Below are 13,610 nucleotides of genomic sequence, written 5' to 3'. Positions count from 1 at the left end.
TCTCACTTGATTTACTAAATACCCACCGCAGCCGAAATAGCAGCGAAAATAGCAGCAACTAACCACAGGATGGGGAATAGCTTGAAGATTACCTTCAGCCACTGTCCAAAGCTGATCCGGGCAATGGCCAATCCTGCTAGCAGAACTCCACCTGTCGGTGAAATGAGATTGGTTAACCCGTTACCAAACTGGTAAGCTGTGACTACGGCTTCACGATTGATGCCTACAAGATCGCCAAGCGGTGCAAGTACAGGCATAGTTAGTGCTGCTTCCCCCGAAGAAGATGGGACCAGGAAAGTAATAATATTATGTGCAACCAACATAATGGTTGTGAACAAGTAATTTGGCAAGCCTTCCAGGATGCCTGCGAGTGCATTCAATACGGTATCGATGATCATACCCTGCTCGGCGATGATCAGAATTCCGCGAGCGAGACCTATAATCACTGCAGCGTAGATGAATTCTCCACACCCTTTTACAAAATTCTCAGCTATCTCCTTCTGGCTCATTTTGGTAACTACCCCGACAAAAAGACCGAGTGCGAAGAAAAGGGCGCCGATTTCAGTCATATACCAGCCTTTGGCCAAAATTCCCCAGACAATGGCTCCAAGCGTTACAATAAATCCACCTATAATTAATTTGTCCCGAAACGTGAAGACGACGTCCTCACCTGTATTTTCTTTTATAAATTGCTCACGATTTATAATATCACTCTGAAAAACAATGGATTTCTCCGGATTTCTCTTAACCCGGTGCGCATACCACATCGTAAAGGCAATAGAAATCATAGTAAATACAAGCCATTCAATAAATCTCAGCCAGAGCTGTGGATTCCCCTCCACTCCTGCGATCCCCTGGGCAATCAATACTGAAAATGGATTCACAGTCGAACCAACATAGCCAATTTGCGTTCCCAGAAATAGAATGAGAATAGCAGTCATAGAATCGAAGCCTAGGGCAAACATTAACGGAATAAAAATTGCATACAGCGGGATAATTTCTTCGCTCATCCCAAAGGTAGAGCCTCCAAGACTGAATATAACCATGGCAATTGGAATAAGCAAAATCCCCTTATTCTTCAGTCGCCTGGCAAGAGCCGTCAGAGCACGATCGATGGCTCCCGTCTGCAGAATAATCCCGAAGGAGCCGCCTACAATAAGGACAAAAGAGACCACATCGGCAGCATTGATAATCCCTTCAATCGGGGCGCTAAGGATTTGGGGGATTCCCTGTCTTAAATCACCATTCTCACCCGTTTTGGGTACAGTGTGATAGGTTCCCGAAACGATTGCCGTTTTGATCACACCGTTCACTGTCACTTCATGACGCTCAAACTGTCCGCTGGGTACAATCCATGTCAACGTAGCGACCGTAATAATAATCAAAAATATTAAAGTATAACTATGGGGCAAGGATAATTTCCATTTCTTATTCTTGATGTTCATGTTTATCCCTCATTCCAAGAATGGTTATACGTAACCTTCCCTCCCATAATGGTCAATATCACTTGGGCATCCCTGATGTCGCTAGCGGATGCGTTAAGGAGGTCGCGATCAAAAACGGCGATGTCAGCATATTTTCCAGCCTCCAGCGTACCTGTAACCTCTTCCATATAACAATGTTTGGCTCCATTAATGGTCCATGCCCTTAAAACTTCGGATGGCGGCATCCCTTGGTCAGGATACCAGCCTCCTGCAGGCGAGCCATCCGGGAATAATCGGTGAGAGGCTGCATACAGTGAATCAGGGACACTAGTGATAAATAAAGGCAGATCAGTCCCAATGGTTATTGGCACGTTAGCCTCCAGCATGGATTTATAATTATAAAAGCGGTTTTCATTGTCTTTACCTACCACAGCAGACATATAAGCATCCTCGTAAGAAGGATTCAGTAGCAGGATTTGGGCGTAGACTTCGGCAAAAATTTCGTTCTCGCCCATTCTAATCAGATCATCTGGATGAGGATACTCTAGATCACTGATCGAATGTCTAATAAGGTGATTACCTTGTTGTTCGCGGCATTTTTCAATCATCGATACTGCCTGGCGAATTGCAGCATCCCCTTCTGCAGTTAGGCAGCATTTGATACCTTGGCTGTCTGCTTCCAGAACTGAGGCTTCAATTTTTTCATAATCAACCGTTCTTAAATTCGTGACTTCAGGCATATCTGCGTAAGGCTCCAACATATCCCCTGTATGATCGGCTACAACGCCGTCAAGCATCAGCTTGTATCCTTGGAAACGAATAAGGTCTCCATTATAAAGTGCTTTATACTTGATACCGGTGCCAACATCCAACGGTTCAACAACGGGTTCAAGCGAAAAATGAAATCGGAGTGGCAGTTCTCCTGCTTCTTTCAATTCTTCTAGAATCGGCAGTAGCTCGCTATGTCGGTCAAAGCCAATATCCTTTATGGAAGTAACTCCTCGTGCAGCCAGCAGGCGGCAAAACTCCACAAACTCTTGTTTGACAAGGCTGCGATCCTGCATCATGGCTTGGAGTAGCAAAGCGCGTGCCTCAGCACTGCATTGATCCGGCAAAAATTGATATTTCTCCTGAGCCAGTCGGTTCATCCAGCAGTAGCTTTTATTTAGGTTAATGGCAATTACCGCCCGATCAGGGAACATCTCGTCCAACAACCTTTGTTCCGGCAGCTTGCCCCATCTTTCCTCGCTCCAACCGTAAGCGATTACATCTTTCCCTGGCGGGAGATTGTTTGCCGCTTGCAGCATGGATTCCACTGCTTCTCCAATCGAGGCTGCATGAGTCAAATCCACGCCCCGATGCATCGACATATATCCGGTAAAAAATACATGATTGTCATGAACTCCTGGCATGATAAAAGCATCACCCAAATCACAGACAACCGTTTCAGTTCCTATCCAAGCTTGTGCTTCCTCGGGACGCCCCACTGCTGCAATACATTCTCCCCGCAGTGCAATAAACCCAGGCGAAGCTTCATTTTCTAAGCCATTAAAAATAGCATTTGACAGTAGAACCTTGTCCGCTAATGTGTCCTTCTTCCCTTGCACAGTTTCACCTCCTCATTATTTATCCGCTTCATAACATAACGTAATATAACGTTATAATATTGCTTCTGCTTCTCTCATGGAGTGGAAGCAGAAGCTGCGCCGTACCTGAATAACATTACATAACAGGCAACGGATTTATATTGAGAATTGATAACGGTCCCCAATGATGTACTGCTTACCTACATGAACGGGGCTTCCATGCTGATCATAAATAATCGTATGCATGTAGAACAACGCCTGTCCGATGGCCGTCTCTAGCAGCTTTGCCTGGTATTCATCCGCCAAGGCGATTTGTAATATCGTTTCTCCCGGTTGGTTAGGATCGATGCTGTATTTATGACGCAATAGCTCATATACAGAGCCCTCTAACTGCTCTTCCATTAGAAAAGAAAATCGGTCATAAGGGTAAAAATTATTCTCCAGCATGAGCGGTCGATCACCGGCGTATCTTTGGCGCTGAATATATAACACTTTTTCTCCTTGTGGCAGCTGCAACTGATGTGCAATTTCCTCATCTGCTTCTATGATTTCACGTTCTGTGACCACACTGTGTGAAGAGAGGCCGTTGGATTTGCAGGCAGCCGTAAAGCTGATCACATGTTCAATCTTCCGCCCAATTTTGGGTACATTGACAAAGGTACCTTTTCCTTGACGTTTGGTCAGATAACCTTCATGAACCAATTCGGCAATCGCTTTTCTTACGGTAATTCGACTTACATTGTAGGTCTCGCTTAGCTCAGTTTCGGTCGGTATACGACTTCCCTGCGTATATGTTCCATTATGAATAGCAGTTTTGACCGCTTTTTGTAATTGAATATATAATGGCTCTGCTTGATCTGAATTCAACATAATGTACCCTCACTTGTCATATAACGTTATATTACTCCCACTTAGAGTATCAAATGTTACATATTCTTACAAGTGAAGATATTTGAAAAAAATAATTAGTAACGGACGCCGTATCCGAATGAACCTTCTACCAGACAGCTCTGGGCGGCAACCCTCGATCCTTCTGCCATAGCGTCCTGAATATTACCCTTTTTCAAAAAACTCAGTAAAAAGGCGGTGATATAGGAGTCTCCTGCCCCCATCGTATCCACAGCGTCCACGGAATCAGGCGTTTGAAAATAGAACTTGGTACCATCATAGGCAATAGATCTATCTCCGCCGCGTGTGGCTACTAGAATTTGCCCCTCTTTTTTTCGATTGGAGCGGATATAGTTCTGTGTCTCTTCATCCGTCATATGACTGCAAGAGAAGAATGCAAAATCGGCGTACGCAATATATCTCTCCACCTGTTCATCTACGAAATCATCTGAAAAGTCAAAAGAAAGAGGGATTCCCAGCGTCTCCAATTCAGGCAGCAAGTGCCCTGTATGACTGTACAAGCCCGTGTGAATAAGGTCGAACCCGCCAACATAGGCCTTGTCATCTTCACTCAGCCTCAGCGGATGGAGACGTGTAACTCCTCCCTCATTGCTGCCCAGAAATACTCTGTCCCCGTCTTCCAGGGTTACACGTGCACAGCCGTTCTCACCGCTGTGATATCTGCACCGTGAAATGTCGATTTCCAGCTCACGGAGAATGTGTTCTACATGCTGTGCTTCGTTATCATCCCCGAATACTCCGATAAAGGCTGCATCTACTCCCGCTTTTTTGGCAAACACACTGAAATTAAGCGCATTGCCGCCAGGATACATCATGCGCAGATGAACATATTTATCTACCACATTATCGCCAATGCCTAGAACTTTCATGATGGTTTCCTCCTGTTGGTAATTGCGCTTAGTAAGCTACTTTGCCCATATAACGGCGAGTTTCCAGTGGGTGATTGCGTACATTTGCGAGTGCTTCACGATAAACACATACAATGCTGTAAAATAAAACCGGGTTAAAAAACTCGACGACCTCGTCGGCAATGGTTCCGATTCCAAGCTCCTTCGCATCGATCACTTCCACTTTCTCGGCATATTGATTCAGGAAAGTCTGTGCCCGCTCATCCAATGCCCGTGTGCGTCCTTCGTTGATCATCAGAATAAATGGAGTTTCTTTATCCGTTACTTCAAACGGACCGTGGAAAAATTCACCGGAATGGATTGAAGCCGCATGAAGCCATTGCATTTCCATTAGAGAACAGATAGCAAATCCGTAGGCATGTCCATAAGAAGCTCCGCTGGTCAGGATATAGAAGAGATCTTCATTGCGGTATTTGTCAGCGAATACACTGGCACGCGGTTCGACTTGTATTTTGGCCCTGTTAATAATTCCATTGATTGCTCCCAAGCCGTTCTGGAAAGCTTGATAATGCACATAGCCTTCAGCGGCTTGAAGCAGCTCAACAGTAAGCTCCAAAATAATAGCCATCGGGTTATTTTTGACATCGCTCTCATCTCCCCACTCGTAGAGGAATGAATAATCAGAGTAATTGAGCAGTGTCGCTTCACTATTGTGGGTTAAGCCGATGGTGTAGGCGCCTTTCTCTTTGGCTGATTTAGCAGCCGCAACCGATTCCGGCGTGTTTCCTCCATGGGAACACACGATGACAACTGAGTTTTTACCTAATCGTTTTGGCAGCGCGTGCACAAACTCATTCGCCGTATACATCCCTGCTACCAGCTTCTTTGCTTCACTATCCAAAAAATATTTTGAGGGATACATATCGACTAATGAGCCCCCGCAAGCTACTAAATAAACCTCAGAAATCTCGCCATTCGCTTGCTCATAAATCGTCTGAACCGTCTGTTGTACATTCATCATTTTTACCTCTCCTTTTTATATAACGTTATATAACGTATTGTTTATGGAATAAATATAAGCGCTTTCACTAAAAGTGTCAAGCCCATTTATTCAATGAACTTTTAATGATCTGCATTCAAAAAGCTCTAATCCTTTTGTCGAAGAATTAGAGCTCCTATTGGGATTTGATTTATTGAGTGTTTGGTCATAACGAGATTAAACCTACAATATACGCACGCAAAAAATTGGTCTTACCCATGGGTTTGTCCGAATAAACTAAAATAGACAAATACATAACAGCCCATAAAAAATTAAGGAGGAAAACACCATTAATACATTTATCAGTTATATTTTTCTCGGTCTGTCACTTTCGGCCCCTATTGGGCCGATTAATGCTGCACAGTTGGATCGAGGTATTAAGAATGGATTTTGGCATGCTTGGTTTATCGGGCTTGGGGCAATAACCGCAGATATAATCTATATGCTGCTTGTTTATTTGGGAATGATCCACCTTCTCAATGCCCCGTTTGTTAAAGCTTTTTTATGGTTGTTTGGTTTTTTCGTACTTGTGTATACAGGTATTGAAAGCATCAAAAATGCAGGTGTGATTTCAGAATCTGAATTAAGGGGAAATGGCAATACCTTAATCAATTCATTTTTGGCAGGCTTTCTGATGTCATTATTTAATCCTCTCTCCATCCTTTTCTGGCTTGGCATTTATGGGTCCATACTGGCCAACGTCGCTAATACATATCCAGTACAACAGCTAATGATCTTTAGCGGAGCGATTGTATTAGGTGTGTTACTCTGGGACGTAACCATGGCAGCCGCTTCAAGTATTTTCCGGAGGTTTCTAAAAACCGGATTACTTAAAACCATCTCTTGGATGTCTGGATTATCTCTTATCGGTTTTGGTTTTTATTTTGGTGTACAGGCATTTCAATTACTTTTTTTACACTGACGATTAACTCCCTGACAAAGTTAACGAGATTCCTTGGCGTGCTTTCGGCGAACCCATTGTACAATGAGGTCACATATTGCAATGAACAAGACCAGAAGTAAGCTGATGTAAACCCCAGGACGGCTAAGCTTATGAAAAAAGGATCCGACCACAGCCATAGCTATCAACAATAATCCAACCCAGCGTTTAATGTTGCTAGATGTGCTCGATTCCAGTAACTTACCTGAAGACAGCAAAATAAAGCACCAGTTATACAACAGCATTAACCCTGCAGCCGTTGTAATATATTCATACACTTTTCCCGGCAGCAGCAACGACATTACGATGGCTGAGATTAATCCAACGGAGATCAAACTAAGTGCATACAGAGGATATTTGCCCTTCCACTTCCGTGAAAACAATGTGGGCGCATCTCCCTCCTGTGCAAGTGTAATCATCATAGATGTCTCTGCATATAGGGACGCTGTCATTGTTGAGAACCCTGCAATAATAAGCACTCCATTAAATAAATGAGGCACAAAAACCAGATGGTCGCTACTCAGCGCAAGCACAAATGGACTTTCTTTCGGGTTAAAGGCACTTAAGGGTACCATAGACACAGCCAGACCAATCGAAAGCACATATACTACAACGAGCGTCATCAGCATTACTTTTCCTGCTTTAGGTGCATCCTCCGGTTTTTGAAGCCGATTAGACATTATTCCGAGCACTTCAATACCTCCGTATGCATAAAAGGCAAAAATAAAAGATGACCATAATCCCATACCGCCGGTAGGAAAAAAGTCTTTGTAACTGATGGGGAACTTTGGATTATATTTTCCTCCTCCGATCCAGCCTGCCAAAAGAGCAACGGCCAAGACCAGAAACATAACAATAGCTGCCATTTTAATAATAGCCAATACATTTTCAACTCGATCAAAACCCTTGTTACCAAAAAAAACAATCACAAGCCCTAAAATCCCGAAGCCTGCCGCAAAAATCCACATCGGTACCTGAGGAAACCAGAAGCGTGAGAATATAGATAGCGCCGTTAGTTGGCTCCCATTGATAAGCAATTCTGAGAACCAATACACCCAGCCACTACCGAAGCCTGCCCAATTACCAAATGCTTTTTGGGCATAGGAACGGAAAGAGCCCTGTTCTGGATGATCTGCCGTCATGCGCGAAAGGGCGTCAAACACCACATACGTTCCCACCGCTGCCAAAAAGTATGCAATGAGTACGGCTGGGCCACCGATGGAAATCGCTAAGCCGGACCCGAGGAAATATCCTGTACCGATGGTACCTGCAACTCCTAACAAGCTTAGTTGCCACCATTTTAGTTTTTTTTCTTTTTGCATACGATCCGAAGACTTACCCATAAAAGAGAATCACCCTATTCCTGAATTTGAGACCGAGTTCTCTATTTTAAGATTGCCTATTTCACCATATTTCATGTGAAGCATGACTTGGCTTTATTTATGAATAAAGAAGCACCAGAACCCCGTTAAGGTTTACTGGTGCTTTGTAAATGTATAAAATTGTCCGAGGGGTTAAGTGAAACTCAAACGATCAAACTTTAGATAAAGAAAGGGCCTTATCGGCATTTTGAATATCCATTTGTATTTGCTGCTCCGGATCATAAGCGTTATAGTAACCGTTGTTCTTCATGTAATTAAAGATTTGTTCATGAAGATTAACCGCTTTGCTCAATTGGTCACAAAGAACATTGCGAACTTCCGAACTGGTTGACTCTGTCAGCGCAAGAGCATAGTTCTTAATTCCGCTTTTAGCTGAAATTAATAAATCAGAAGCAATCACCTGATCGTTCATGGGACTCGTTCCAGTCATATTCTCAACAAAAGAGTTCACGTTAATCCTCCTTTAAAATTACACAAGTAGATTTTCTAAGCTGTTGAATATCTTGTGTACCACCGTTGACATCCTGCTGCAAAATGTTTTTTAAGTTTGTGTCTGACACTAAAGGAATCATGGTTTGGGCTTTTGTGAGACAAGTTGTTTTAAATGTAAGCAGCTCATGTAATTCCAATTTTTCGTGAACTCCTAATTTTTGCATGGTCAAGACCTCCTTTCTGAAATTGTTATTCCCTGCTATCGCTGCTATTTATGCAAATCCTGCAGAGTTTCAGTTCTGGCAAAAGCTCTAACTGAGTTTTTCTCACACAAAAAAAAGCTCCTTCAAAGCCACAATAATCCATGGTCTTATAGGAACTTTTCCTTAAAATGTGCTGGACAGTGAAGACTCAAATTTCTAATCATGATTTTAGGATAAAAATCAGGTATGGATGCTTCCAGAAAATCCATCCACATCGTCCTCGAGTTGAGGATCAGAGCTGACATTGTGTTCCTCCGTCGTATTAGTGTACGTTTGAGAGGAGCCATTTTTATAAGCTTCGCTCCAGTCTTCGTTGATCGTATGTGCTGGGATAATCCAGTCTTCCGGGCTATAACCTGGATTATGTACACCTATATTTCCTTGCAAACCGGGATATTCATCCGGTTTAGAGAAAAGAGTCCCTACCTCAATCATGCTTCCTTCATAGGCTTGGCAAATTTCCAATGCAGACAGTACATCTTGGTTCTCAATATGTACATTGAGACCTGTGTCACCGTTCGTGCTGGCAGAGTATCCAATTTCCTTTAATGTTTCACAGGCTTGAGCAGCTTGCTGCGGATCACGAAATTGAAAACGGAAAGAACCCGTATCCATGTGTTTCATCTCCTCTAAATTAGCTTATTTTGTTAATTTGTTCATTAGGTTAGGTATGTTCTTTTTTAATATAACCAACCAGAACAGTATTTTTACATTCAAATCCTTTATTTTTCAAAAATTTACTTTAATGCTTTGAAATTAAATAGTTAAAAAAGCAGCTACTGTGACAAATCGCATGTTTTCGCTATGTAAATCCCTTTATGCTAGTAACAAGGGTATGGTTGCCCGGTCATCCGAGCCGAGCGGTCAAAGGATGCCCAAATCCATACATAAAGGCGGAATGAAGATGATAGATTACCGAACATTGGTGACACAGCAATCCATGCATTTGTATAGCGTGTTTGCCAAGTCATTCAAAAGTGTAAACGAACATGCGGTTGCTGGCATCAAAACGGTGGGCTTCAACCCAACGGCCTTTGCCGTGATGGAAGTTTTATATCACAAGGGCGCGCAGCCAATCCAACAAATTGGAGCAAAGCTGCTTCTGCAAAGCGGAAATGTCACTTATGTTATTGACAAGCTGGAAAGTCGCGGTTATTTGCACCGTCACCCGTGCGACCAAGATCGTCGGATTATATATGCAGAATTGACGGACGAGGGACAACGTGTCATGGACGAAATTTATCCTGATTATACACGTCAGATTGAACGTGCCTTTAGCGGAATCAGTGAAACAGAAAGAGATCAACTCATCGGCTTGCTTAAAAAATTGGGTCGTAGCGCTGATAACCTGTCACCTTATCACAAATAGAATGTATAGTAATTTTAGCAAACAAACATTTGTGAAGAAATGAACAATCTTTAGCTGTGCTAAACGTAGATTAGATTTATACTAGAAAAGTCCACCCTTATATTCATGGGTGGACTTTTTATATACCTGAATAGAGCGAAATATGCCCAAGCTTACGAGCAGCATAAGTATCTGCTATCGACTAAAATGTTTGACCACTACATTGTTAAACATAGCCGGACCGCCATCGGAAAAAAGAGTAATTTTCTGATCCTCTAATCGTGGAAATATTAAGGAGGAATAAGCTACTTCTCCATCATCTACAAACACTTCAATGCTGGTTTTATCGACGAGAATGTTTAGGTGGACCTTTTTCTTATTAGCATCAAAAGGCGCCTTGCTCTCTACATATTTCCCACTCTGATCCGGATGTCCGGTATTGGCTCTATTTACGTAGGAGTATTGCCCATCCACCGAAACACCGACATCCACATGGCGCTTGCCATCTGCTGACTCTCGAAGCCTCAGTCCCGCATTTTTGATCGTTGACCAAGATACATCTGCCTCTAACTGATAGGTATCGCCTGCTACCGGAAGCGAGTAAACACCGTCTACTTTGATCTGTCCAAATGATTTCGTAGAAGTTTGGAATCGATCCAAAGTTTTTACTGGCTGTGAAACCAAGCGATACCCAGCATCTGCTGTATGCTTCAACCGAATTTGACGAACAATCGAATCCATTCCATTAAAGCCTTCCTTTAGGGTAGGCGTGTTATTGGCATAATCCCAATTATTCATCCAGGCCAGAGCATAACGGTGACTGTATTTATCTTTGTCTTTTCCTTCCTCGAACGTAACTGCACCATACCAGTCAAACCCATAATCCAGCCACTCAGGTTCACTGTGATCAGGGAGAAATGCTTCTCCATTAAAATCTCCCGTCCAGTAGGCATACGTGTTGGGTCCGCCTGTTGGTTTGCTATTGGCGCTCGCGCCCAAAACCCATTGATAGGTTCCATCATCTGCACGCATCTGGTAAAGGTCAGGACATTCCACAAGCCCGATATTTTCCGTTTGAAAGCCACTCGTAAACTGCCAATCCTTTAAATTTTTAGACTTATAAAAGCCAATCTTCGTTCCCTCTGCCATGACCATCATCCATTGATTACGCCCAGTATCTCGGATGATTTTGGGATCTCTGAAGTCCTTTGTACCGGGATTGGACATCACAGGCTTGTTGCGGTAAGAAGTAAACGTCTTGCCGTTATCCTTACTGTACCACAAAAATTGTTCCTGCTTTCCGCCATCTGCGGAGGGCTGTGTCACAATGGCTACCAGCGTCCCTTTTCCAAAACCTGCGGTATTCTTATCATCGATCACGACCGAACCGGACCAAGGATCTCCATTCCGGTTCGTATATTTGGGAATCGCCACCCCTTCATCTTTCCAATGAACCAGGTCGGTTGATGTAGCATGTCGCCATTCTGTACCGTTCTTTTTGGGATAGTCACGATTGTATAAATAGTAATAATGATATTTTCCATCGAAATAAATGGGCCGTTGGGGGTCATTCTTCCACTTATCCGGAACGGTAAAATGATAGGCTGACCGATAGGTCGGTGTTGTATGCTTACTTTGTTTAGCTTGACTTTTTGGAGTTGCAGCAGATTTTGGGGGTTCGGCTGTATCCTGTTGGTACATACTCCAACCCATAGCTATGAATATAGTTAAGCCTGTGATGATTACAACGGATCGTATCCAAATGCTCTTGGGAGTTTTTTTTTTCATTATGACGATCCTCCTTACCTCTCATTGCATCGTTATGTACCGCCCGATGGACGACAGATCGGGTTGCTACCAATCTACCGCCTTCGGACATACTGCATTACATATACCTACTTATTTCTTTCCATACTCATTTGGAGATTCTTTTTTGTCATTCGTTGGATCAATCGTGATTTGCCCTTGCTCCAAAATACCGTTTTTCACAACAGAGGTTTTCGAGCCTTTAATATTCAGCAGGAAGCTTGGTGCGAAAGTAGATTTGTGATCCGGGAAAAGCCCGCGATTGGTCATATAACTCGAAACGACTACGTTATTGCCTTTGCCTTGCGGGATAGCAAAATGGGCATACGTCCAGGTAATATCATCACGATCCAGATCCTGATGAAGAACGAGACCGGTTCCATTCAAGGGTTTATAAGGCCCTGTCAAGGAAGTAGAAACATAACCCAGCATGTAAATATCATCGTCACCGATCGCATCTACAGTCACCTTGGAACCTCTCGTACTCGTAAATAAATACCACAAACCGTTCATTTTGAACACATTTGCCCGTTCAATTTCATCTGTTACCAAATTGGAAGCAATCAAAGGAGGCATTACATTTTTCAACGTATAATCATCATTCAATTCAACGATGCCCAGTGCGCCGTTAGCCAGCTCAGCTCCCTTTTTCTTGGGACTTTGCAACAAATTTTGTTGCTCTTCCGTGAAGAATTTCTTATTGCCGCCATAATAAGCTGGGTTTTGAAGCGAATCTTCGCCTTGGTAGCCGGTTTCTGTTCCTGTGTTGGCTTCAAATATAATATATTTGTGGCCTTGATCCTCGACATAGTGAGGGTCTCTAAACGTATGGTTGTCCATATCTATTCCGACGCTTTGCTGTACATTTTGATAGGTTTTCCCATCTCCACCGTCATAGATCGATTTCAAATCCTCGACTCCATCTACTTTCAGTGTCTTGTCATCAGGCTGAGAGACATTAATTTGAGCCGTGCTCAAGGTTTGTTTGCCGTATAGTTGGTTATTTGGCTCAAAGGGCTGTCTGCTGGTATAAAATAAACGTACTTGTCCATCAGAGGTTAACGTAGCAGAACCGGACCATTCTTCTGACTGATTTTTTAGAATCGGATCGTTGGCAAGTAATTTATCATTGTCTTTAAATACTCTTCCGGCATTTTTCCAGCCGCTCAGCGAGGTATTACCCGCTTTTTGATAGAACAGATATATAAATGTATCCTCTGCTCTTTTAGGATCGCCTGCCAATCCAAAAACGATATTATACCCTTTGTAATTGGCTACTGTGCCATCGGCATTTTGTAACGGCCAAGAGTCCCAGACATCAAAATCAGTCAGCTTGCCTGAGCTGTCGCGACCAATAGCAGAAGGAATATTCTTAATTGTAGACGCATCGAAGGACGGAACCTCATATTTCTCTTTGCCTTGCTGTTTGAAAATATTCAGCATGTCATTACGCGTAATTTGCGTAAATGCATTGTCTGTTTTGAGATCAGATGCATCATTTTCCTCGGCAAAAGCCTGAACGCCGCCTCCTAACAGCAAGGTAGTTGCTACTGTTGCAGTGGCTGCTTTACTGAACCATTTGTTAAACTTCAAGTACTCCATCTCCCTTAATCTAATTATGCTTCTAGATTTG

Annotated in this window: 13 protein-coding genes; 2 read left to right on the top strand and 11 right to left on the bottom strand. The window is 43.1% G+C overall.

The window, feature by feature from the left end:
- Positions 1 to 14: 14 nt before the first annotated feature.
- The 5 genes from MKX46_RS19205 to MKX46_RS19185 form a co-directional block, all read right to left on the bottom strand.
- Positions 15 to 1,445, bottom strand: a complete 1,431-nt coding sequence (locus MKX46_RS19205) for a YfcC family protein (protein ID WP_341071642.1) — start codon at positions 1,443 to 1,445, stop codon at positions 15 to 17.
- A 2-nt stretch (positions 1,446 to 1,447) separates the two neighbouring features.
- Positions 1,448 to 3,031, bottom strand: a complete 1,584-nt coding sequence (locus MKX46_RS19200; protein ID WP_341071640.1) for an amidohydrolase — start codon at positions 3,029 to 3,031, stop codon at positions 1,448 to 1,450.
- 135 nt (positions 3,032 to 3,166) lie between these two features.
- The gene (locus tag MKX46_RS19195; RefSeq protein ID WP_029515807.1) at positions 3,167 to 3,880 is read right to left on the bottom strand and encodes a GntR family transcriptional regulator; all 714 of its coding nucleotides are present in this window, start codon (positions 3,878 to 3,880) and stop codon (positions 3,167 to 3,169) included.
- A 95-nt stretch (positions 3,881 to 3,975) separates the two neighbouring features.
- The gene (locus MKX46_RS19190) at positions 3,976 to 4,788 is read right to left on the bottom strand and encodes a PfkB family carbohydrate kinase (protein ID WP_322251860.1); all 813 of its coding nucleotides are present in this window, start codon (positions 4,786 to 4,788) and stop codon (positions 3,976 to 3,978) included.
- A 28-nt stretch (positions 4,789 to 4,816) separates the two neighbouring features.
- Positions 4,817 to 5,788 (bottom strand): SIS domain-containing protein, encoded by a 972-nt coding sequence (locus tag MKX46_RS19185; protein ID WP_341071639.1) that lies wholly within the window; start codon positions 5,786 to 5,788, stop codon positions 4,817 to 4,819.
- A 307-nt stretch (positions 5,789 to 6,095) separates the two neighbouring features.
- Between MKX46_RS19185 and MKX46_RS19180 the strand changes: the two genes are divergently transcribed.
- Entirely contained in the window at positions 6,096 to 6,728 is a 633-nt protein-coding gene (locus MKX46_RS19180; RefSeq protein ID WP_341071912.1) for a LysE family transporter, read from the top strand.
- 20 nt (positions 6,729 to 6,748) lie between these two features.
- Here MKX46_RS19180 and MKX46_RS19175 read toward each other — a convergent pair whose 3' ends face one another.
- The 4 genes from MKX46_RS19175 to MKX46_RS19160 form a co-directional block, all read right to left on the bottom strand.
- Positions 6,749 to 8,089 (bottom strand): amino acid permease, encoded by a 1,341-nt coding sequence (locus MKX46_RS19175; RefSeq protein ID WP_069012138.1) that lies wholly within the window; start codon positions 8,087 to 8,089, stop codon positions 6,749 to 6,751.
- Positions 8,090 to 8,279: 190 nt separating this feature from the next.
- Positions 8,280 to 8,579: a spore coat protein gene (locus MKX46_RS19170; protein ID WP_165148387.1), complete on the bottom strand. Its 300-nt coding sequence runs from the start codon at positions 8,577 to 8,579 to the stop codon at positions 8,280 to 8,282.
- Position 8,580: 1 nt separating this feature from the next.
- Positions 8,581 to 8,784 (bottom strand): hypothetical protein, encoded by a 204-nt coding sequence (locus tag MKX46_RS19165; RefSeq protein WP_341071637.1) that lies wholly within the window; start codon positions 8,782 to 8,784, stop codon positions 8,581 to 8,583.
- Between the two features lie 219 nt (positions 8,785 to 9,003).
- The gene (locus tag MKX46_RS19160) at positions 9,004 to 9,438 is read right to left on the bottom strand and encodes a hypothetical protein (protein ID WP_341071636.1); all 435 of its coding nucleotides are present in this window, start codon (positions 9,436 to 9,438) and stop codon (positions 9,004 to 9,006) included.
- A gap of 289 nt (positions 9,439 to 9,727) precedes the next feature.
- Between MKX46_RS19160 and MKX46_RS19155 the strand changes: the two genes are divergently transcribed.
- The gene (locus MKX46_RS19155; RefSeq protein ID WP_013369372.1) at positions 9,728 to 10,192 is read left to right on the top strand and encodes a MarR family winged helix-turn-helix transcriptional regulator; all 465 of its coding nucleotides are present in this window, start codon (positions 9,728 to 9,730) and stop codon (positions 10,190 to 10,192) included.
- Between the two features lie 174 nt (positions 10,193 to 10,366).
- Here the strand turns inward: MKX46_RS19155 and MKX46_RS19150 are convergent, their stop codons facing one another.
- A complete protein-coding gene (locus MKX46_RS19150; protein WP_069012139.1) occupies positions 10,367 to 11,959 on the bottom strand; it encodes a glycoside hydrolase family 32 protein in 1,593 nt (530 codons plus the stop codon).
- Positions 11,960 to 12,070: 111 nt separating this feature from the next.
- The gene (locus MKX46_RS19145) at positions 12,071 to 13,570 is read right to left on the bottom strand and encodes a glycoside hydrolase family 68 protein (RefSeq protein WP_069012140.1); all 1,500 of its coding nucleotides are present in this window, start codon (positions 13,568 to 13,570) and stop codon (positions 12,071 to 12,073) included.
- Positions 13,571 to 13,610 lie beyond the last annotated feature (40 nt).

It is taken from the genome of Paenibacillus sp. FSL P4-0113, from assembly GCF_038009305.1.
GTDB classification, from domain to species: Bacteria; Bacillota; Bacilli; order Paenibacillales; family Paenibacillaceae; genus Paenibacillus; species Paenibacillus polymyxa_D.
Note: the sequence above shows the minus strand (reverse complement) of the source record. Positions and strands in the feature narration are given on the sequence as shown.